Below are 19,948 nucleotides of genomic sequence, written 5' to 3'. Positions count from 1 at the left end.
AGTTCAGAACCTCTCAAAGCCCCGAACCCTCTCCCAGTCGGTCACCGCGGTGTTGAAGGCGTCCAACTCCACCCGGGCGCCGTGCAGGTAATGCTCGACCACGTCGTCGCCGAACGCCTTGCGCGCCACCGTGGATTCGGCGAACGCCGCGGCCGCCTCGGCGAGCGTGGTGGGCAGTTGCGGCAGCCCGGCGCGGTAGGCGTCACCGTCGACCGGATCCGGCAGTTCCAGATCGTTGTCGACGCCGTGCAGGCCGGCCGCGATCAGCGCCGCCACCGCCAGGTAGGGGTTCACGTCACCGCCGGGCACCCGGCACTCCATTCGCAGCGAGTCGCCGCCGCCGATGACCCGCAAGGCGCAGGTGCGATTATCCAGGCCCCACCCGATCACTGTCGGCGCGAAGCTGCCGCCGACGAACCGTTTGTAGGAATTGATGTTCGGCGCGTAACACAGCGTCAGCTCAGCCAGGGTGGCCAGCTGGCCGGCCAGGAAGCTGCGGAACAACACCGACATGCCGTGCGGCGCCGCCGGATCGGCGAACACCGCTTCGCCTTCGGCGCTGCGCAGCGACAGGTGCACGTGGCAGCTGTTGCCTTCGCGTTCGTCGAATTTGGCCATGAACGTCAGGCTCTTGCCGTGTTGGTCGGCGATCTCCTTGGCGCCGCTCTTATAGACGCTGTGGTTGTCGCAGGCGATCAGCGCCTCGTCGTAACGGAAGGTGATCTCCTGCTGACCGGTGTGGCACTCCCCCTTGACGCCCTCACAGCGCATTCCGGCACCGGCCATGCCCAACCGGATGTCACGCAGCAGCGGTTCCAGCCGGGCACCGGCGACCAGGCCGTAGTCGGCGTTGTAGTCCGTCGCCGCTGTCAGGCCGCGATAGCCGCCGGCCCACGCCTGCCGGTAGCTGTCGTCGAAGACCAGGAACTCGAGTTCGGTTGCGGCGTAAGCGACCAGCCCGCGTTCGGTCAACCGTGCGAGCTGAGCGGCCAGGATCTGGCGGGGCGACACCGCGACCTGGGCGCCGTCGGGCCAGTGGGCGTCGGCGAGCACGTGGGCGGTGCCGGGCAGCCACGGGATGCGCCGCAGTGTGGCGAAGTCGGGTCGCAGCACCAGATCGCCGTAGCCGGTGCCCCAGTCGGCGATCGGGTAGCCGGGAACGGTGTTCATCTCGACGTCGACGGCGAGCAGGTAGCTGCAGCATTCCACGCCGTGGCCGGCGACCTCGTCGAGAAAATGCTGCGCCGCGACGCGCTTACCGACCAGCCGGCCCTGCATGTCAGTGAACGCCACCACCACGGTGTCGATCTCGCCGGAGGCGACCAGTTGCTGCAGTTCGATCTGGGACAGCATCGCGGGCCGGGTCATAGTGCTCCTTCGCCGACGACGGTCCCCCTGACAGTTGAGTGCTGCCAGGCTACCCGCCCGCGGTCAGCCGATGGTCTCCAGCCGACGGAATTGCTGAGACCGGTAGCAGTCGGCGCAGGTCGATCGGCGGATCTTGCCGCTGGTGGTGATCGGCAACGAGCCGGGGGCGACCAGCACCAGGTCGGCCACCCGCACGCCGTGGCAACGCGAAACCGCCGCCGCCACTTCCCGTTTCAGGGTCTGCACCCGCTCGGCTTGCTCGTCCGGATTGCCCCGGTTCTTGACTTCGGCGATGATGACCAGCTGCTCACGGCCCTCACCGCTGACCGGGACCGCCGCGACGCGTCCCCCGGTGAGCTCCTGCACCGTGGCCTCGATGTCATCGGGGTAGTGGTTTCGGCCGTCGACGATCAGCAGGTCTTTGATACGGCCGACGACCAGCAGTTCGCCCTCGTGGATGACCCCGAGATCCCCGGTGCGCAACCACGGTCCCGCCGGTGTGCCCGGGCTCGGGGCGTCGAGGCGTCCGCCGAAGGTGCGTTCGGTGGCCTCCGCGTTGTGCCAGTAGCCGCTGGCGACGTTGGCTCCGTGTATCCAGATCTCCCCGACCGTGCCGGCGGGGTTCTCGGTGCGGGTGTCGGGGTCGACGATCCGCACCGTGCAGGCGCGCGGGGCGCCGATGCTGACCAGGTCGGCTCCGGCGGGGCTGACCTCGGCGGTGCCGGCCACCAGTTTCTCGTAGTCGAGCCGGACGGTCACCGGCCGATGCGCACGCGGCGCCGATGCCACGTAGACCATCGCCTCGGCCAGCCCGTAGGACGGTGCCAGGGCGTTGGCGGGCAGGTTGAAGCGGGCGAATCGCTCGGTGAAGCGCCGGATCGTCGCCGCGTGGATGCGCTCGCTGCCGGACAGGATGGTGTGCACCCCGCCGAGGTCGAGTCCGGCCATGTCGTCGTCGGTGGTGCGTCGCGAGGCCAGTTCGAACGCGAAGTTCGGCCCGGCAGTGAACGAACAGGGGTTGCCGGCCAGCTGCTGCATCCACCGGGCCGGCTTCTGCAGGAAGGCGATCGGGCTCATGATCACCGAGGGGCGGCCCAGCGTGACGGCGCCCATGACGCCGAGCAACAGCCCCATGTCGTGATAGAACGGCAGCCACGACACCAGGGTGGTGTCGTCCGGTGCCGCTCCCCCTTCGTCACCGAAATAGTCCTTCAGCACCTGCTCGATGTTGGCGAACACGTTCCGGTGCGAGACCACGACGCCCCGCGGCGAACCGGTCGACCCGGAGGTGTACTGCAGCAACGCGGTCTTGGTGGTCAGCGCGCCGGAGCCGTTCCAGCCGGAGGGCGAGTCGAGGTCGAGCAGGTCCACCTCGATGATCGCCGGCGGGTTGCCCCCGACGGCGCTCACGCAGGTGTGGATGTCACCGGCTACGGCCGATGTGGTGAGCACCGCGGCCGGGGCGCAGTCCTTCAGCGCCGCGGTGACGCGTTCGTCGCGGCTGCCGAACGCCGGCACCGGTAGCGGGACCACGATGCAGCCGGCCTCCATCGCGCCGAAGAAGGCGGCGATGTATTCGAGGCCCTGCGGCGCCAGCAACGCGACCCGGTCGCCCGGCGAGGCCACCGCGGCCACCTCGGCGGCCACCGACTCGGTGCGCCGCAGGATCTGCGGCCACGTCAGGGTCTCGGCGTAGCCCGCTTGGTCGACCTCGTAGTCGATGAAGGTGAACGCCGACCGGTCCGGCCATTGCTGAGCCCGTTCGCGCAGCAGTCCCGGTATCGAATGCCCCCACGACAACACTTTGTACCCCCGGTTGTTGTATTCGATTTTTTGGAAAGCGGCGGCCCCCTATGCCGCGCGGCGATGCTGAACTTACGATTCTCGCCAGCCCCTACCAGGTGCTGGCCCGCAACACGATCTCCATCGCGAGTTGCGCGGTGAACTCACTCGCGCTGCGGCGTCCGGGAAGCATCACCAGCCGGTGTTCGCCGTAGACGAACCGCTGGCTGGCATCGGCCACCGAAGCGGAGGCGCGGGAACTGACCAGCACGGTGGTGTTGATCTCCACCGGCGGGCAGCGTTCGTCGCGGATCCCGCCGCCCAGGTCCGGTGCCCGCGGATGTCCCCGGTCGAGTACCACCAGGCCGGTGAACCGGTCCGGGCGGGTGGCCGCGAGCTCCCAGGCGTTGTCACCGCCGCTGCGGTCGCCCACCAGCACTCCGCATTGGACTCCCAGCGAATCCAGGATGCCCACCACGGACTTGGGTGTCAGCCGCGGGTCGGCGCCGATCACGATGGTTCGCAACGACGCGGTATGCAGCCGTTGGCAGACCGCCTCGTAGGCGGTCAACGGGTGTTGGGCCGCTGCGAGCACGACCACGACCGGCCCGTTGTGCGGACCGGCGACATCGACCGGGATCGGAAACCCGTCGATGGTCATCATCGTGCCCGGCATTTTCGCAACGCTACAGCCAGTGGGGCCGCACGGGGCGGTTTTGATGGGCCCTCAGCAGCTCAACAGAAACGGCGGGGACGTCACGGAAGTGTCAGGATCTCGGCCCCGTCGTCGGTGACCACCAAGGTGTGCTCGAACTGCGCGGTCCACCGCCCGTCGCTGGTGACGACCGTCCAGTCGTCATCCCAGATCTCGTAGTCCAATGCCCCGAGATTGATCATCGGCTCGATGGTGAACGTCATTCCCGGCTCGATGACGGTGTCCACCTCGGGTTGGTCGTAATGCAGCACCACCAACCCGTTGTGGAAGGTGGTGCCGATCCCGTGACCGGTGAAGTCGCGCACCACGTTGTAGCCGAACCGATTCGCGTACGCCTCGATGACCCGGCCGATCACCGACAGCGCCCGCCCCGGTTTGACCGCCTTGATGGCGCGCATCGTGGCCTCCCGGGTGCGCTCGACCAGCAGTCGGTGCTCCTCGGACACCTCCCCGGCCAGAAAGGTGGCGTTGGTGTCGCCGTGCACGCCGTCGATGTAGGCGGTGACGTCGATGTTGACGATGTCCCCGTCGGCGATCACCGTCGAGTCCGGGATGCCGTGGCAGATGACCTCGTTGAGCGAGGTGCAGCAGGACTTGGGAAAGCCCTTGTAGCCCAGCGTGGAGGGGTAGGCGCCGTGGTCGACCATGTAGTCGTGGGCGATGCGGTCCAGCGCGTCAGTGGTCACCCCGGGGGCCACCGCGCTGCCCGCCGCCGCCAGCGCGCCTGCGGCGATCCGGCCCGCCACCCGCATCTTCTCGATCACCTCGGGGCTCTGCACCCACGGCTCGCTGCCTTCGGCGGCGGTGGATCTGCCGACGTATTCCGGCCGCGGGATCGACTTGGGCACCGGCAGCGTCGGAGACACCACACCGGGGGAAAGCGGGGTACGCACGGCCATCACGCCAGTTTAACGACTCGCCGCCGCCGTGGATCCGGGTCATGGCCGCCGGGTCGGGCCGCGCCGGCGGGGTCCGGGTTGTCAGCGGCGCAGCCGCTGTCGGCTGAGCCAGGGCCGCCGGGGGCCCTTGATGTCCACCGAGCCGCACACCACGCGCCCGGCCAGCACCACATGCGGGGTGCCCTCGGCGGGGGCGTCTTTGCGATGGTCCTTGGCGCTGCCGACGTAGACCTCGACGTCGTCGATGGAGGCGCTCGCGCCGTCGGGCAGCCGGATATCGACCGAACCGAGCCGCATGTCCAGTTCGATGACGACCACCGGCCCGGCGAACCGCGCCTTGGTGAGGTCGAGTTCCACCGATCCCAGGCGTCGCACCAGGGCCAGCCGGGTCGGCACGACCCATTCCCCGTGCCGCTTGAGCGAGCCGGCCCAACCGCGCAGTTCGACCCGGTCGGCCGCCGAGGTGACGATCGCCCGCGGCCCCGGCAGATCCCCGATCAGGGTGTCGAGTTCTGAGCGCATCCTGGCCTGCGACACCTGGGCGGCGCGCTCCTCGAATTCGCCGATGTCGATCAGCCCCAGGGAGACGGCGTTGTGCAGGCGACGCAGCGTGCCATTGCGGTCCGCATCGGAGATACGCAAGGCCACGTCATCGAGACCGGTCATGGCTTCTCAATTTACCGTCGCCGGCCCGTGCGCGCTTCAGGCGCGGTCACAGCAGGAAGTTGTCCGGCAGCGAGTCGAACATCACCTTGGTCATCCGCACCGCGTACTCCGAGCTCCCGCCGCCGACGATCAGCGCCGCGAAAGCCATGTCGCCCCGGTAGCCGGCGAACCAGGAATGCGAGCCGCCGGCGAACTCGGCCTCGCCGGTCTTGCCGAACACCGGCCCGCAGCCGGCGACGGCGCGCGCGGTGCCGTCGGTGACCACCAGGCGCATCATCTGGCGCAGGCCGTCGAGCATCTCGTTGCTCACCGGCGGGCCCACCGGGCCGTTGACCGTGGTCGGCCGGCCCTCGATCAGCCGGGGCACCGGGGTCTTCCCGGCCGCCACCGTGGCCGCGGCCAGCGCGACGCCGAACGGGCTGGCCAGCACCTTGCCCTGGCCGAATCCGTCCTCGGTCAGTTCGGCCAGGTCCACCGTCGGCGGCACCGAACCGGTGACGGTCGTGATGCCGTCCACCAGGTAGTCCACCCCGATCCCGTAGCGGCTGGCTGCCTGGGACAGCGCCCGCGGCGGCATCCGGCTGGCCAGTTCGGCGAAGGTGGTGTTGCACGAGTTGGCGAAGGCCCGCGACATCGACACCATGCCCAGGTCGAATCCGCCGTAGTTCGGGATGGTGCGGTGGCCGATGTCGAGTTCGCCGGGACAGCCCACCAGCGAATTCGGTGAGACCATGTCACGTTCGATCGCCGCACCGGCGGTGACCATCTTGAACGTCGAACCGGGCGGGTACAGACCGGTGGTCGCGACCAGTCCGTCGGCGTCGGCGGCGGTGTTCTGCGCGACCGCGAGCAGCTCACCGGTCGAGGGTTTGATCACCACCATCATCGCCTTGTTGCCGCGGGTGTTGACCGCGTTCTGGGCGGCCCGCTGAACCGATCGGTCCAGGCTGATGGTCAGCGACGGCGCCGGTGACGGGTCGACTTCGTGCAGCACCGCGACGTCGACACCGTTCTGGTTGACGCTGACGACGCGCCAGCCCGCCTCGCCGTCGAGTCGGTCCGCGACGGCCTTCTTCACCTCGCCGACGAGCACCGGCGCGAACCGGTCGTCGGTGGGCAGCAGTTCCGGGCGCGGGGTGATCACCACCCCCGGCAGCGCGCCGATCGCCGCCTCGACGCGGTCGTGGTCGTTTTTGCGCAGGGTGATCAGATCCAGCGGAGTGACAGAGGAGCTGGCCTGCTCGGCGAGCCGTTGCGGGTCGCCCAGGGTGCCGTCGAACGGCCGCAGCGCCTCGATGACCGCGCCCGCGGTGCGCATCAGGTTCCGCCCGGCCCGGCCGGCGTCCAGTTCGTAGTGGTAGACGTAGCCGGGCACCAACACGTCGGTACCGCCGGCCTCGTTGACCGAGGCGCGGCGCGGCGGGTCGGCCCGCAGCGCGAAGGTCTGATGCTCGCCCAGCTTGGGGTGCAGGCCGGTCGCCGTCCAGCGGACCGCCCAGTTCCCTTCGTTGCGCACCATCTTGAGCTGGCCGTCGTAGGACCAGGCGCGGTTTTTCGGCAGCTGCCAGGTGTAGCGGTAGGACACCGTGCCGGTGTCGTCGTTGTAGCGGGCGCCGAGGATCTGGGCGTCGAGGTGCTCGGCCTGCAGTCCGGCCCAGGCCGCGTTGAGGGCGGTGCGGGCGGTGGCGGGGTCGTCGCTGAGTTCGGCGGCGGTGGCGGTGTCGCCGGTGGCCAGCGCGGCGAAGAACCGCTCCGCGGTGGGCGCCGGGCCGTCCGGGCGGGGCGTACAGGCCGCCAGGCCGGCCGCGGTGACCACCACCGCCAACAGTCCCGTGACGCGTGTGACGAATGAGCTTGCAGTTGTCATTGAGGCAGATGTTACGAAATGGGAACGGTCGCAGGGCGGAGGCGCACCGAGACGGGGGGCACCTCCCGCTTGCGGGGGAAAGTTGGCGTGTCCGCTACTCGAACTTTTCCGCGCTAAGTCCGGCTTCGACGCGAACGAAGAACTCAGTCCAACAAAACCGTCGCGAAGGTGCCGGTCTGGGTGAACCCGACCCGCTCGTAGGTGGCCCGGGCCACCTCGTTGAAATCGTTGACGTACAAGCTGGCGACGCGGCCGGTGCCGACGATCACCGCGGCCAGCATCGCGGTGCCCCCGGAGCCCAGCCCGCGCCCGCGTCGTTCCGGGTGCACCCACACGCCCTGGATCTGCCCCACCGTCGGCGACTGCGAACCCACCTCCGCCTTGAACACCACCTCGCCGCGCTCGAAGCGCGCCCAAGCCCGGCCCGCCGCGATCAGGTTGGCCACCCGGCGCCGGTAGGCGCGCCCGCCGTCACCGAGCCGCGGGTCCACCCCGACCTCCCCGATGAACATGTCGACGGCCGCCACCAGGTAGGCGTCGAGTTCATCCGGGCGGACCTGACGCACCTCCGTGTCCATCGGGCAGTCGGGCATGGCGTGCAACGCCATCAGCGGTTGGCTCTCGCGCACATCCCGGGCCGGGCCCCAGACATCTGCCAGGCGCTGCCACATCGGCAACACGAATTCGGCACGGCCGACCAGCGATGAACACCGGCGGATGGCGCTGACCGCCTTGTCGGCGAAGGCGGTCAGGTCGGCCGGCGCGCCGCGCAGCGGGACCAGGTTCCCCCCGGCGTAGCACAGCGATTCGTCCGCGCTGCCGCGCGTCCACAGTTCGCCACCGATCGACCGGGGATCGACACCGTAGTCGGCGACCCGGGCCGCGACCATGCAGGAGCCGACCGGATCCGCGTCGAGCACCCGCCACACCGCGGCGGCGTCGCGCGCGACGGACACCCGTCGCTGATCGAGGCGGAAATCCGGCGGAGCCGACATAGTGACTCTTTCTTGCGAACTGACTTGCCGCGCGCGGTCGGCGGATCGGCTCAGTTCAGCTTACGGCGACGGTGGGCGAACCGCCGGGAGATCCGTCCCCCATCTCTGCCGCGAGCCGCAATGCCTCCTCGATCAGGGTCTCGACAATCTGCGCCTCGGGAACGGTCTTGATCACCTGGCCTTTGACGAAGATCTGGCCCTTGCCGTTGCCGGAAGCCACACCCAGATCCGCCTCACGGGCCTCACCGGGCCCGTTGACCACACATCCCATCACCGCGACCCGCAGTGGGATGTCGAGTCCCTCCAGCCCCGCGGTGACCTCGTTGGCCAGCTTGTAGACGTCGACCTGTGCGCGACCGCAGGACGGACACGAGACGATCTCCAGGCCCCGCGGGCGCAGGTTGAGCGATTCCAGGATCTGGTTGCCGACCTTGACCTCTTCGACCGGCGGGGCGGACAGCGACACCCGGATGGTGTCGCCGATACCGCGGGACAGCAGCGCGCCGAACGCCACGGCGGACTTGATGGTGCCCTGGAACGCCGGTCCGGCCTCGGTGACTCCCAGATGCAGCGGGTAGTCGCACTGCTCGGCCAGTTGCTCGTAGGCGGCCACCATCACGACCGGGTCGTTGTGCTTGACGCTGATCTTGACGTCGCCGAAGCCGTGCTCCTCGAACAGCGACGCCTCCCACAGCGCCGACTCGACCAGCGCCTCGGGGGTGGCCTTGCCGTACTTGGTCAGGAACCGCTTGTCCAGTGAGCCGGCGTTGACGCCGATCCGGATCGGCACACCGGCCGCGCCGGCGGCCTTGGCGACGTCGGCCACCCGACCGTCGAACTCCTTGATGTTGCCCGGGTTCACCCGCACCGCGGCACAGCCGGCGTCGATCGCGGCGAAGATGTACTTCGGCTGGAAGTGGATGTCGGCGATCACCGGCAGCTTGCTCTTGCGGGCGATGGTCGCCAGCGCGTCGGCGTCCTCCTGGCGCGGGCAGGCCACTCGCACGATGTCGCAGCCGGCGGTGGTCAGCGCCGCGATCTGCTGCAGCGTCGCGTCGACGTCGTGGGTCTTGGTGGTGCACATCGACTGCACCGAAATCGGGTGGTCGCTGCCCACCCCGACGCCACCGACCATCAACTGGCGGGTCTTACGGCGCGGCGCCAGTGTGGGCGCGGGCAGCGCCGGCATACCTAGGCCGACGGACATGCGGGGGCTCCTATCAAAACAGCCTGATCGGGTTGACCAAGTCGGCGGTCACGGTGAGCAGCATGTAACCGACCACCACGACCAAGACTACGTAAGTGGCCGGCATCAGCTTGAGATAGTTCACCGGGGCGGCGGCGACCTTCCCGCGTGCCGAGCGAACCATGTTGCGGAGTTTTTCGTACAGCGCGATCGCGATGTGCCCGCCGTCGAACGGCAGCAGCGGCACCAGGTTGAGCACACCCAGGATGAAGTTCAGCTGCGCCAGGAAGAACCAGAACGCCACCCACAATCCGTGGTCGACGGTGTCACCGCCGATGATCGAGGCGCCCACCACGCTGATCGGGGTCTCCGGGTCGCGCTCCCCGTTCGGGTGGCCGATGGCGTGCATCAGCGCGCCGACCTTGGACGGGATGTTGGCCAGCGACTTGCCCAGCAGCACCGCCAGGTCGCCGCTGAAGGTGAACGTGGCCGGCACCGCGGTGATCGGGTTGTACTGGGCGGGCCCGAACTGGGCGGCCCCCACCCCGATGGCGCCCACCGTGCTGGGAACCGCCTCGCTGTCCCGCCCGTCGGCGATCCAGCGCTGGGTGGGCGTCACATCGACGTACTTGGTCAACTCCGCGCCGTCGCGTTCGACGACGATCGGGGTGGTGCCGTGCTGTTTGCGCACCGCGGCGGCCATCTCCTCGAAGGTCGACACCGGCGTGTCACCGACTTTGACCACCACGTCGCCGGCCCGCATGCCCGCCAGCGCCGCCGGACCGGGACCCGAGCAGGTACCCAGTTCACCCTTGACGACTTCCGGTGCCACACAAGCTGTTTCGCCGATCACCGCGGTGGTGGGCGCGTGCAGGTTGGGCAGGCCCCAGATCACCCCGATGGCGTAGACCAGCGCCAGGCCGATGATGAAGTTCATGCCGGGCCCGGCGAACAGCACCGCGACCCGCTTCCAGGTCTGCTGCTTGTACATGGCGCGGTCGACCTCGTCGGGCGCCAGCTCCTCCACCGCCGTCATGCCGGCGATGTCGCAGAAGCCGCCGGCCGGGATCGCCTTGAGGCCGTATTCGGTGTCGCCACGGCGCGTCGACCACAGCGTGGTGCCGAAGCCGACGAAGTAGCGCCGCACCTTCATCCCGGTGGCTCGGGCCACCCACATGTGGCCACATTCGTGTAGTGCCACCGATACCAGGATGGCCAGCGCGAACAGCGCGATGCCGACCGCGAACATCATCGGGTGCTTCCGACCTTTCTCATAGCTACCGCCTCGACGGCGCGAGCCGCCCGTTGGCGAGCCCAGCGTTGCGCATCGAGTACGTCATCCACGGTAGCGGGTTGTGCGGCCCACTGGTCGGCGGAGCCCAGCACCTCGGCGATGATCTCGACGATCGTGGGGAAACCGATCCGGCCTTGCAGGAACGCCTCTGCTGACTCCTCATTGGCGGCGTTGTAGACAGCGGTCAGGCAGCCGCCGGTCTGACCGGCCTGGCGGGCCAGGGCCACCGCCGGGAAAACCGTGTCGTCCAGCGGCTCGAACTCCCAGCTGGAGGCGCTGGTGAAGTCGCAGGCCGCGGCCGCGCCGGGCACCCGGGCAGGCCAGCCCAGGGCCAGGGCGATCGGCAGCCGCATGTCCGGCGGGCTGGCCTGGGCGATCGTCGAGCCGTCGGTGAAGGTGACCATGGAGTGCACGATCGATTGGGGGTGGACGACGACGTCGATGTGCTCGTAGGGCACGCCGAACAACAGGTGGGTCTCGATCAGCTCGAGCCCCTTGTTCACCAGCGACGCCGAGTTCAGCGTGTTCATCGGACCCATCGACCAGGTCGGGTGCGCGCCGGCCTGCTCGGGTGTGACGTGCTCCAACTCGGCGGCGCTGTAGCCGCGGAAGGGCCCGCCCGAGGCGGTGAGCACGATCTTGGCGACCTCCTCGGCGGCGCCGGAGCGCAGGCACTGAGCGATCGCCGAATGCTCGGAATCCACCGGCACGATCTGGCCCGGCCCGGCGGCGGCCAGCACCAGCGGCCCACCGGCGATCAGTGATTCCTTGTTGGCCAGCGCGAGCCGGGCCCCGGTTGCCAGCGCGGCCAGCGTGGGCCGCAGCCCCAGGGCGCCGACCAGGGCGTTGAGCACCACATCGGCTTCGGTGTCCTCGACCAGCCGGGTGGCGCCCTCGGGCCCGCGGTAGGTGGCGTCCAGCGCCTCACCGACGTGCGGGTCGGCGACGGCGATGTTGGTGACGCCGGTCTCGGCGCGCTGGGCGGCCAGCAGTTGCGGGTTGCCGCCGCCGGCCGCCAGCCCGACCACCTCGAAGCGATCCGGGTTGGCGGCGATGACCTGCAGCGCCTGGGTCCCGATCGAGCCGGTCGAGCCCAGCAGCAGAACTTTGATCCGGCCCGCCCCAGACGATGTCACCCGTCTATTGTGCTCCCGCGTAATCGCCGAAGCTCCACAGGTTGCCTTCCGGGTCACGGACGACGAACTCGCGGGCTCCGTAGTCGGTGTCGGCCAGCGGGCGGATCACGTCGGCCTTGCGTTCCAGCACCCGCTGGTAGAGGCCGTCGGCGTCGCTGGTGACGACGTAGGCGCCGCCGGTCCCGGGCTCGCGGCACCACGGGTTTCCGGGTTTGTGGCTGCCGAGCATGATGGCGCCGACCCCCTCGGGCCAGCGCAGTTCGGCATGGGCGACGGTAGCGCCGGTGTCGCCGTGGCGTGCGGTGACCACCAAGCCGAAGGTGTCGACGTAGTAGTCGATCAGGGCCGGGGCGTCATGGGCTTGCAGGCACAACCAGACGGTCGGGTTCGAATGAGTCATGGCCCCACTGTGAACGCTGAACGTGACCGCCGTCTTGGATGTTTTGGAACTCCGCGCCCAGCCAGGCCCGCGGTGATGTCCCGGCGAATCGGACGAAGTCGCGGGTCAGGTGCGCCTGATCGCAATAGCCGGCCGCCGCGGCGATCCCGGCCAGGTCGACGCGGCCGTGGCGGCGGGCCGCATCGGCGATCCGGCCGGAGGCGTGCTCGAACCGCATCAGCATGGCCACCGCCTTCGGGGTGCGGCCCATCTCCCGGCGGAACAGCGTGTTCAGATGCCGCTGGCTGCACCCCACCCGCTCGGCGATGCGCTCGATCGGCGCCGTCCCCCGGCTGCGATCCAGCAGCTGCCAGGCGTAGGCCACTTCGGGGCGCACCGTGGTGTGGCGGCGACAGTTGCCTGCCACCAGGTAGTCGGCCACCAGCGCAAACGCATCCGGCCACCGCCGGGCGCCGGCGATCCGCTCGTGCAGGCGCTGCGAGCTGGGGCCCAGTATCGGTATCGCATCGAAGTCGGTCACGCTCAGCTCGGCCGCGGGGATCCCGAACACCGCCCGTGCGGCCAGCGGATGCAGGGCAACCTGCACACCGGCCTGGCCGCGCCGTTGCCGCACATGGCTGGCCTGCACGTGCAGGCCGCCGAGCAGGATCGGGTTCGGCGGCGCCGCCGGCAGTGCCTCGGCGGTGTCGGCCGCCTGCACCCCGTCGTCGAGGCTGACGATGAAGGTCAAGGTCGCTGACGGCATCCCCCGGTGCACCGCGTCGGGGACGTCAAGCGCCCGGTAACCGACCATCGACGTCACCCCCGGCGCGGTGCGCGGCGGGGCCACGACGAAATCCCAGACCGGCTGGTCAGCCATGACGTCCACGGTAATGCGGCCGGCCGACCCGTGACGGGGTATCGCCGGCGCGCCCCGCGGGCGGACGATCGAGGTCGGCGCCTGGATCCCGGTATGCCAGAATGTTGCGCAGTTGACCTAACTGAAGGAGTCGAAGTGGCCAGTACCGAGGTGGAGCGCCGAAGTGTCGACACCGCCGAGGTGCCGTCGGCGGCGTGGGGTTGGAGCGCGATCAACTACCGCACCTGGCACATCTTCGGCCTGGTGATCGTCGGGTTCCTGCTGCTGATGCTGCACGGCAACCACATCGGCCACGTCGAGGACTACTTCCTGTTGGGGTTCGCCGCGCTGTCGCTGTTCGTCGTACTGCGCGACATGATCGGCCGCAAGCGCGGCGGGCTGCGCTAGGCGCCAGATCCGTCCGGGGCGGTTTCCCGAGATTGCATCCACGCAGCTGAATCGGTGATTTTCCCTGCTTCAGCGCAATCTCGCGCGGGGAGCTTACTGGTTTTCGGCCGCCAATTGACCGCAGGCGGCGGCGATCTCCCGCCCGCGGGTGTCGCGCACCGTGCATTCCACGCCCTGGGCCCGGACCCGGCGGACGAACTCCCGCTCCACCGGCTTCGGGCTGGCATCCCAGTCGCTGCCCGGCGTCGGGTTGAGCGGGATCACGTTGACGTGCACCAACTGTCCCAATGCCCGGTGCAGCTTCTTGCCCAGCAGATCGGCCCGCCACGGCTGGTCGTTGACGTCGCGGATCAACGCGTACTCCACCGATACCCGCCGGCCGGTGACGTCGGCGTAGTAGCGGGCGGCATCGAGGACCTCGGCCACCTTCCAGCGGTTGTTGACCGGGACCAGGGTGTCGCGCAGCTCGTCGTCGGGGGTGTGCAGCGACACCGCCAATGTCACGCCCAGCCGCTCATCGGCGAGCTTGCGGATCGCCGGGGCCAGCCCGACCGTCGACACCGTCACCGATCGCGCCGAGATGCCGAACCCGTTCGGCGGCGGCTCGGTGATCCGCCGGACGGCCGCCACCACCCGCGCGTAGTTGGCCAGCGGCTCGCCCATGCCCATGAACACGATGTTGGACAGCCGCACCCCAGAAGATCGGGCACCGTCGCGATCTCGTAATGTCACCGCCGCCGCCCGCACCTGCTCGAGGATCTCGGCGGTGGACAGGTTGCGGGTGAGCCCGGCCTGCCCGGTCGCGCAGAACGGGCAGGCCATACCGCAGCCGGCCTGCGAGGAGATGCACACCGTGTTGCGCCGGGGGTAGCGCATCAGCACCGACTCGAACTTGGTGTTGTCGTGGGCCCGCCAGAGCGTTTTGCGGGTCTCGCCGGCGTCGCATTCGATCTCGCCGGCGGCGGTCAGCAGGGCGGGGAACAGTGCCTCGGCCACCGAGTCGCGCACCGTGGCCGGCAGGTCGGTCATCTGCTGCGGATCGGCGACCAGCCTGCCGTAGTACTGGTGGGCGAGCTGGTTGGCCCGGAATGCGGGCAACCCCAGTTCAGCGACGGCGGCGGCGCGACCGGCGGCGTCGAGATCGGCCAAATGCCGCGGCGGCAGGGCCCGTCGCGGTGCGCTGAACACCAACTGTTGCGTCACGATCGATTCCAGTATGCCTGCGGCTCACGGCAGAACGGTCAACACGATCCAGGTCATCACGGCCGCCGGCAACAGCGCGTCGAGCCGGTCCATGATCCCGCCGTGGCCGGGCAGCAGCCGGCCCATGTCCTTGATCCCCAGATCGCGTTTGACCTGAGACTCGATGAGGTCGCCGAAAACCCCGGTGAACACCAGCAGCAGCCCCAGCGGCAGCCCCACCCACCACGGCCGGTCGAGGAACACCGTCACCGCGAACACCGCCGCGCCGATACCGAGCACCAGCGACCCGGCGAACCCCTCCCAGGACTTCTTCGGGCTGATCGCCGGCGCCATCGGGTGCTTGCCGAACAGCACCCCGACGGCGTACCCGCCGATGTCGGAGAAGACCACCGGGAACAGCAGACACAGCACCCGGCCGGGGCCGTCGTCGCGGAACACCAGCAGTGCCGCGAAGCTCATGCACAGCGGCACCCAGACCGCGATCATCACCATCGCGGACATGTCCCGCAGGTAGTTGACCGGGGCGGTGTGCAGGCCGCGGTGCACCAGCCGCCACATCATGGAGATGACCACGGTGGCGCCGAACGCGCCCAGCACTCCCCTGGCCCCGAACGGCAGCGAGAGCCAGAGCATCGCCTGGCCGCCGAGGGCCAGCGGGATGAACGGGACGTCGTAGCCGACCTCACGCAACCGCCGGGTGATCTCATGGGTGGCGATCGGGGTGGCCACCGCCAGAATCAGCACCCAGAACCGCGGGGCGAACAGCAACGTGTAGACCAGCATCCCGGCGAGGATCGCCCCCACCACGATCGCGGCGGGCAGATTGCGTCCCGCCCGCGACCGCTTCTTACCGGTGTCCGTACCGGTCTCGTTGTCTGCCACGGGGATCGGTTGCACGAAGTCGCCTAGACCTCGAGCAACTCGCCTTCTTTGTGTTTGACCAGCTCGTCGATCTGGCTCACATACTGCTGGGTGGAGCGGTCCAGGTCCTTCTCGGCGCGGCCGACCTCGTCCTCGCCGGCCTCACCGTCCTTGCGGATACGGTGCAGCTCCTCCATCGCCTTGCGACGGATGTTGCGCACCGAGACCTTGGCGTCCTCGCCCTTGGCCTTGGCCTGCTTGACCAGGTCCTTACGCCGCTCTTCGGTGAGCTGCGGCACCGCCACCCGGATCAGCGACCCGTCGTTGCTGGGGTTCAGCCCCAGGTCCGAATTACGGATCGCGGTCTCGATGGCGCCGAGCTGGGAGGCTTCGTAGGGCTTGATGACCACCAGCCGTGCCTCGGGCACGTTGATGCTGCACAGCTGGGTGATCGGGGTGGGCGACCCGTAGTAGTCGATGACGATCCGGGAGAACATGCCCGGGTTGGCCCGGCCGGTGCGAATGGTCGCCAGATCCTCGCGGGCCACCGCCACGGCCTTCTCCATTTTCTCTTCGGCATCGAAGAGAGCCTCGTCGATCATCTTTGCCGTTCCTCTCCCCCGCAAGGCGGGTGGTGCCCCACCGAACTCTCAGGTGGTGACCAGTGTTCCGATCTTCTCACCTGCGACCGCCCGCGCGATGTTTCCGTCCACCAGCAGGTTGAACACCAGGATCGGCATGCCATTGTCCATGCACAGGCTGAACGCGGTGGCGTCGGCCACCCGCAGCCCGCGGTCGATGACTTCGCGGTGACTTATCGCGGGCAGCAGTTCGGCGTCGGGGTTCACCCGTGGGTCCTCGGTGAACACCCCATCGACGCCCTTGGCCATCAGCACCACCTCGGCACCGATCTCCAGCGCACGCTGCGCGGCGGTGGTGTCGGTGGAGAAATACGGCAGTCCCATGCCGGCGCCGAAGATCACCACCCGGCCCTTCTCCAGGTGCCGCTGGGCGCGCAGTGGGATGTACGGCTCGGCGACCTGCCCCATGGTGATCGCGGTCTGAACTCGGGTATCGATGCCTTCCTTTTCCAGGAAGTCTTGGAGCGCAAGGCTGTTCATCACGGTGCCGAGCATGCCCATGTAGTCCGAACGCATCCGCTCCATGCCGCGCTGTTGCAGTTGCGCGCCACGGAAGAAGTTGCCGCCGCCGATCACGACGGCGACCTGCACGCCGTCCCGGACCACTTCGGCGATCTGGCGGGCGACCTGGGCGACGACGTCGGGGTCGAGCCCGACCTGCCCGCCGCCGAACATCTCTCCGCCGAGTTTGAGCAACACCCGGGTGTAATGGGGGCGGCCGGTCGGTGAGACGCGATCGGTACTCGTCGGCTCCGTCATCAGGCTCCTCGGGGCTGGCGCGCATGACAGCGCCATCGCGAAGACTCGTCCGCGACGGCAGTTGCCATCCTGCCTTACCGGGCCGGTCAGACGGTGCCCGGGGGTGCGGACCCCGGAGACCGAACGTCACAACACATGAAAATATTTTCAATTGATGATTTCGCTGCTATGGTCGGGCCCGTGCCGAACTCACTGCACCAGGTGAAGGCCGACTTCTTCAAGACGCTCGGACACCCGGCCCGGATCCGGGTACTGGAACTGTTGGCCGAACGCGACCGAACCGTCGGCGAACTGCTGCCCGAGATCGGACTGGAGGCATCCAACCTCTCCCAGCAGCTGGGGGTACTTCGGCGCGCCGGAGTCGTGACCGCGACCAAGGAGGGCAACACGGTGGTCTACTCGATCGCGTCACCGGTGATCACCGAACTGCTCACCGTGGCACGCAAGGCCCTGACCGGACTGCTCAGCGATCAGGTCGCGATCCTCGACGATCTGCGAGCCGGCCGATGAGCTGGCTCCGCAGGATCCTTACGCTCGGCCGCATCACCGAACCGGCCGGCCCCCGCCCACCGCAGACCGCCGATCAGCCCAGCGGTCTGGCCGGCTCGGTGCAGGTCCGCCATGTCGACGCCGGATCCTGCAACGGCTGCGAGATCGAGATCGGCGCCGCCTTCGGTCCGGTGTACGACGCCGAACGATTCGGCGCCCGGCTCGTCGCCTCACCTCGGCACGCCGACGCCCTGCTGGTCACCGGGGTGGTCACCCGCAACATGGCCGAACCACTGCGCAACACCGTGGCGGCCACCCCGCAGCCGCGGCGGGTCATCGCCTGCGGCGACTGCGCACTCAATCGCGGGGTCTTCGCGGAAGCCTACGGAACTGTGGGCGCGGTGGGCGAGGTCGTGCCGGTCGACGTCGAGATCCCCGGTTGCCCGCCCACCCCGGACCAGATCATCACCGCGTTACGGTCGGTGACCCGAAAGTGAACACCCCTCGCCCGGCTGTCTTGCTCCGCAACGCCTCCGGGCCGCTGATCAGCGGCGTGACGACGATCGGTGTGGGCGCCGCGGGAGTCGCTGCCGGATTGGCCGGAGTGTTCGGCGCACTGCCCGCCGTCCGGATCGGCTGGCTGCTGCCGCTGCTGGGCGTGCAGCTGCGGGTGGAGCCGGTCGGCGGCTTCTTCATGGTGTTGACCGGCGCGGTGGCGGTCGCCGCCGGCCTGTACTGGATCGGCTACAGCCGACACGAGGGATTCGGCGCCGTCCCGCTGACGGCGCTGCCGGTGTTCGTCGTGACGCTGCTGGCCGTTCCGGCGGCCGGGTCGGTGACCACCTTCCTGTTCGCCTGGGAGCTGATGGCGCTGGCCTCCCTGGTGCTGGTGCTCACCGAACAGCAGCGCGGCGAAGTGCGCTCTGCCGCCCTGATCTACGCGGTGATGACGCAGCTGGGCTTCCTGACGCTGTTACTGGGGATGGTGCTGTTGGCCGCCGCCTCCGGTGACGACTTCGCCGCGATCGGCGCGGTGCCCGACGGCGTGCGCAACACCGTCTTCGTGTTGACGCTCATCGGTTTCGGCTCCAAGGCCGGGCTGCTGCCGTTGCACGCGTGGCTGCCCCGGGCGCATCCGGAGGCGCCGAGCCCGGTCTCGGCGCTGCTCAGCGCGGCCATGGTCAATCTGGGCGTGTACGGCATCATCCGCATCGATTTACAACTGTTGGGTCCCGGCCCGCGATGGTGGGCGTTGACACTGTTGGCCGTCGGCGCCGTGTCAGCGGTGTACGGGGTGTTGCAGGCCTCGGTGGCGACCGATCTCAAACGGCTGCTTGCCTATTCAACGACCGAGAACATCGGCCTGATCACCCTGGGGCTGGGCGCCGCGACGTTGTTGTCGGGCGCCGGATCGCAGCCGGCCGCGGCGATAGCCCTCACCGCGGCGCTGCTGCACCTGGTCGCTCACAGCGCGTTCAAGAGCCTCGGATTCTTCGCGGCCGGATCGGTGCTGGCCGCGACCGGCGTGCGCGATCTGGACCGGCTCGGCGGTCTGGCCCACCGAATGCCGCTGACCACAGCACTGTTCGGGGTGGCCGCACTCGGCGCCGCCGGGCTGCCGCTGGGCGCGGGCTTCGTCAGCGAGTGGCTGCTGATCCAGTCGCTGATCAACGCCCATCCCGGGCACGACGCCACGATCGCACTGGTGACGCCACTGGCGGTGGGCGCGGTGGCGCTGACCGCCGGGCTCGGGGTGGCCGCGATGGTCAAGGCGTTCGGGATCGGCTTCCTGGCCCGCCCCCGCTCGGATGCCGCTGCGGCGGCGCGGGAATCGCCCCACACCATGATCGCCGCGATGGCGCTGCCCGCGGCGGCCTGCCTGGTGCTGGCCGTCGCCCCCGGCGCGGTGGCCCCGATGCTGCACCGCGTGATCGCCGCGGTGCGGGTCTTCGGCGACGCCCCGGCGCTCGGGGTCTTCGTGCGCCTGCCTGGTCTGCCCGCATCCATGGCCCCGGGCCTGCTGGCCGCCGCGCTGGCCGTCGCCGTCCTGCTGGTGCTGATCGGCTCCCGGTGGCGTTCGCGGCAGCGTCCCGCCCCGGCCACGGTGCCGCTGTGGGCCTGCGGCGCCGACGACCTGACCCCGCGCATGCAGTACACCGCGACATCGTTCGCCCAACCGCTGCAGCACGTCTTCGACGATGTGCTGCGGTTCGACACCGGTGTCGAGGTGAGCGGGCAAGCCCCGTCGACCTATGTGGTCGACCGGATCGCTTACCGGGCGCGCATCGCCGACGTCATCGAGGAGCGTTGGTACACGCCGGTGACCCGGGCTGTCGGCGCCGCCGCGCAGCTCGTGCGGCGCGCCCACACCGGCAGTGTGCACCTGTATCTGGCCTACGGCGCAATCGGTGTGCTGATCGCCCTGCTGGTGGCGCGATGAA

Annotated in this window: 20 protein-coding genes; 4 read left to right on the top strand and 16 right to left on the bottom strand. The window is 69.3% G+C overall.

The window, feature by feature from the left end; translation table 11 throughout:
• Window positions 1-3: 3 nt before the first annotated feature.
• From AWC24_RS15790 to AWC24_RS15735, 12 genes are all read right to left on the bottom strand, one after another.
• Entirely contained in the window at window positions 4-1,368 is a 1,365-nt protein-coding gene (locus tag AWC24_RS15790; protein ID WP_085086483.1) for a glutamine synthetase family protein, read from the bottom strand.
• A 63-nt stretch (window positions 1,369-1,431) separates the two neighbouring features.
• Window positions 1,432-3,171 carry an AMP-binding protein gene (locus tag AWC24_RS15785; protein ID WP_085086481.1) on the bottom strand — a complete coding sequence of 580 codons (1,740 nt, stop codon included), beginning with the start codon at window positions 3,169-3,171 and terminating at the stop codon, window positions 1,432-1,434.
• A 91-nt stretch (window positions 3,172-3,262) separates the two neighbouring features.
• The gene (locus tag AWC24_RS15780) at window positions 3,263-3,826 is read right to left on the bottom strand and encodes an alpha/beta fold hydrolase (protein ID WP_165757748.1); all 564 of its coding nucleotides are present in this window, start codon (window positions 3,824-3,826) and stop codon (window positions 3,263-3,265) included.
• An 80-nt stretch (window positions 3,827-3,906) separates the two neighbouring features.
• Window positions 3,907-4,764, bottom strand: coding sequence for a type I methionyl aminopeptidase (gene map / locus AWC24_RS15775; RefSeq protein WP_085086479.1), 858 nt, complete (start codon window positions 4,762-4,764; stop codon window positions 3,907-3,909).
• Window positions 4,765-4,845: 81 nt separating this feature from the next.
• A complete protein-coding gene (locus AWC24_RS15770; RefSeq protein WP_085086477.1) occupies window positions 4,846-5,430 on the bottom strand; it encodes a DUF1707 SHOCT-like domain-containing protein in 585 nt (194 codons plus the stop codon).
• Between the two features lie 46 nt (window positions 5,431-5,476).
• Window positions 5,477-7,297, bottom strand: a complete 1,821-nt coding sequence (locus AWC24_RS15765) for a penicillin-binding transpeptidase domain-containing protein (protein ID WP_085086475.1) — start codon at window positions 7,295-7,297, stop codon at window positions 5,477-5,479.
• Between the two features lie 143 nt (window positions 7,298-7,440).
• Window positions 7,441-8,292: a GNAT family N-acetyltransferase gene (locus AWC24_RS15760; protein WP_085086473.1), complete on the bottom strand. Its 852-nt coding sequence runs from the start codon at window positions 8,290-8,292 to the stop codon at window positions 7,441-7,443.
• Window positions 8,293-8,347: 55 nt separating this feature from the next.
• Window positions 8,348-9,499, bottom strand: a complete 1,152-nt coding sequence (ispG, locus tag AWC24_RS15755; protein WP_085086471.1) for a flavodoxin-dependent (E)-4-hydroxy-3-methylbut-2-enyl-diphosphate synthase — start codon at window positions 9,497-9,499, stop codon at window positions 8,348-8,350.
• A 13-nt stretch (window positions 9,500-9,512) separates the two neighbouring features.
• The gene (locus tag AWC24_RS15750; RefSeq protein ID WP_085086469.1) at window positions 9,513-10,730 is read right to left on the bottom strand and encodes a M50 family metallopeptidase; all 1,218 of its coding nucleotides are present in this window, start codon (window positions 10,728-10,730) and stop codon (window positions 9,513-9,515) included.
• Entirely contained in the window at window positions 10,727-11,908 is a 1,182-nt protein-coding gene (dxr, locus tag AWC24_RS15745) for a 1-deoxy-D-xylulose-5-phosphate reductoisomerase (RefSeq protein WP_085086467.1), read from the bottom strand. Before dxr ends, AWC24_RS15750 begins: the two co-directional genes overlap by 4 nt.
• A gap of 4 nt (window positions 11,909-11,912) precedes the next feature.
• On the bottom strand, window positions 11,913-12,308 hold the full coding sequence (locus tag AWC24_RS15740) for a VOC family protein (protein WP_085086465.1): 396 nt from the start codon (window positions 12,306-12,308) through the stop codon (window positions 11,913-11,915).
• On the bottom strand, window positions 12,262-13,101 hold the full coding sequence (locus AWC24_RS15735; protein ID WP_085087109.1) for an AraC family transcriptional regulator: 840 nt from the start codon (window positions 13,099-13,101) through the stop codon (window positions 12,262-12,264). Before AWC24_RS15735 ends, AWC24_RS15740 begins: the two co-directional genes overlap by 47 nt.
• A 201-nt stretch (window positions 13,102-13,302) precedes the next feature.
• Here AWC24_RS15735 and AWC24_RS15730 point away from each other — a divergent pair, with 201 nt between their 5' ends.
• A complete protein-coding gene (locus AWC24_RS15730) occupies window positions 13,303-13,554 on the top strand; it encodes a DUF2631 domain-containing protein (RefSeq protein WP_085086463.1) in 252 nt (83 codons plus the stop codon).
• A 93-nt stretch (window positions 13,555-13,647) separates the two neighbouring features.
• Here AWC24_RS15730 and rlmN read toward each other — a convergent pair whose 3' ends face one another.
• The 4 genes from rlmN to pyrH are packed head-to-tail and all read right to left on the bottom strand — an operon-like array spanning window position 13,648 to window position 17,018.
• The gene (gene rlmN / locus AWC24_RS15725; RefSeq protein ID WP_085086461.1) at window positions 13,648-14,757 is read right to left on the bottom strand and encodes a dual-specificity RNA methyltransferase RlmN; all 1,110 of its coding nucleotides are present in this window, start codon (window positions 14,755-14,757) and stop codon (window positions 13,648-13,650) included.
• A 24-nt stretch (window positions 14,758-14,781) separates the two neighbouring features.
• Entirely contained in the window at window positions 14,782-15,654 is an 873-nt protein-coding gene (locus tag AWC24_RS15720; protein WP_085086459.1) for a phosphatidate cytidylyltransferase, read from the bottom strand.
• Window positions 15,655-15,662: 8 nt separating this feature from the next.
• A complete protein-coding gene (frr, locus tag AWC24_RS15715; protein WP_085086457.1) occupies window positions 15,663-16,220 on the bottom strand; it encodes a ribosome recycling factor in 558 nt (185 codons plus the stop codon).
• A gap of 48 nt (window positions 16,221-16,268) precedes the next feature.
• Window positions 16,269-17,018, bottom strand: a complete 750-nt coding sequence (gene pyrH, locus AWC24_RS15710) for a UMP kinase (RefSeq protein WP_085086455.1) — start codon at window positions 17,016-17,018, stop codon at window positions 16,269-16,271.
• A 180-nt stretch (window positions 17,019-17,198) separates the two neighbouring features.
• On the opposite strand from pyrH, the gene AWC24_RS15705 reads away from it, so the two are divergent.
• From AWC24_RS15705 to AWC24_RS15695, 3 genes are read left to right on the top strand one after another with little or no spacing between them, the layout of a single operon-like run.
• Window positions 17,199-17,528 carry an ArsR/SmtB family transcription factor gene (locus tag AWC24_RS15705; protein WP_109560534.1) on the top strand — a complete coding sequence of 110 codons (330 nt, stop codon included), beginning with the start codon at window positions 17,199-17,201 and terminating at the stop codon, window positions 17,526-17,528.
• Window positions 17,525-18,004, top strand: a complete 480-nt coding sequence (locus AWC24_RS15700; RefSeq protein ID WP_085086450.1) for an NADH-quinone oxidoreductase subunit B family protein — start codon at window positions 17,525-17,527, stop codon at window positions 18,002-18,004. The genes AWC24_RS15705 and AWC24_RS15700 overlap by 4 nt, the downstream gene beginning before the upstream one ends.
• On the top strand, window positions 18,001-19,947 hold the full coding sequence (locus AWC24_RS15695; protein WP_085086448.1) for a proton-conducting transporter transmembrane domain-containing protein: 1,947 nt from the start codon (window positions 18,001-18,003) through the stop codon (window positions 19,945-19,947). Before AWC24_RS15700 ends, AWC24_RS15695 begins: the two co-directional genes overlap by 4 nt.
• The last annotated feature ends 1 nt before the right edge of the window (window position 19,948 follow it).

It is taken from the genome of Mycolicibacter senuensis (assembly GCF_002101885.1).
Taxonomy (GTDB): domain Bacteria; phylum Actinomycetota; class Actinomycetes; order Mycobacteriales; family Mycobacteriaceae; genus Mycobacterium; species Mycobacterium senuense.
The sequence above is the reverse complement of the archived record's forward strand: the minus strand, read 5'-3'. Positions and strand labels throughout refer to the sequence as shown.

Excerpts from the sequence above, each read along its gene's own strand:
- AWC24_RS15790 (WP_085086483.1), bottom strand. The coding sequence starts at position 1,368 with ATGACCCGGCCCGCGATGCTGTCCCAGATCGAACTGCAGCAACTGGTC.
- AWC24_RS15780 (WP_165757748.1), bottom strand. The coding sequence starts at position 3,826 with ATGCCGGGCACGATGATGACCATCGACGGGTTTCCGATCCCGGTCGAT.
- map (WP_085086479.1), bottom strand. The coding sequence starts at position 4,764 with ATGGCCGTGCGTACCCCGCTTTCCCCCGGTGTGGTGTCTCCGACGCTG.
- AWC24_RS15770 (WP_085086477.1), bottom strand. The coding sequence starts at position 5,430 with ATGACCGGTCTCGATGACGTGGCCTTGCGTATCTCCGATGCGGACCGC.
- AWC24_RS15765 (WP_085086475.1), bottom strand. The coding sequence starts at position 7,297 with ATGACAACTGCAAGCTCATTCGTCACACGCGTCACGGGACTGTTGGCG.
- AWC24_RS15760 (WP_085086473.1), bottom strand. The coding sequence starts at position 8,292 with ATGTCGGCTCCGCCGGATTTCCGCCTCGATCAGCGACGGGTGTCCGTC.
- ispG (WP_085086471.1), bottom strand. The coding sequence starts at position 9,499 with ATGTCCGTCGGCCTAGGTATGCCGGCGCTGCCCGCGCCCACACTGGCG.
- AWC24_RS15750 (WP_085086469.1), bottom strand. The coding sequence starts at position 10,730 with ATGATGTTCGCGGTCGGCATCGCGCTGTTCGCGCTGGCCATCCTGGTA.
- AWC24_RS15740 (WP_085086465.1), bottom strand. The coding sequence starts at position 12,308 with ATGACTCATTCGAACCCGACCGTCTGGTTGTGCCTGCAAGCCCATGAC.
- AWC24_RS15735 (WP_085087109.1), bottom strand. The coding sequence starts at position 13,101 with ATGGTCGGTTACCGGGCGCTTGACGTCCCCGACGCGGTGCACCGGGGG.
- frr (WP_085086457.1), bottom strand. The coding sequence starts at position 16,220 with ATGATCGACGAGGCTCTCTTCGATGCCGAAGAGAAAATGGAGAAGGCC.
- pyrH (WP_085086455.1), bottom strand. The coding sequence starts at position 17,018 with ATGACGGAGCCGACGAGTACCGATCGCGTCTCACCGACCGGCCGCCCC.
- AWC24_RS15700 (WP_085086450.1), top strand. The coding sequence starts at position 17,525 with ATGAGCTGGCTCCGCAGGATCCTTACGCTCGGCCGCATCACCGAACCG.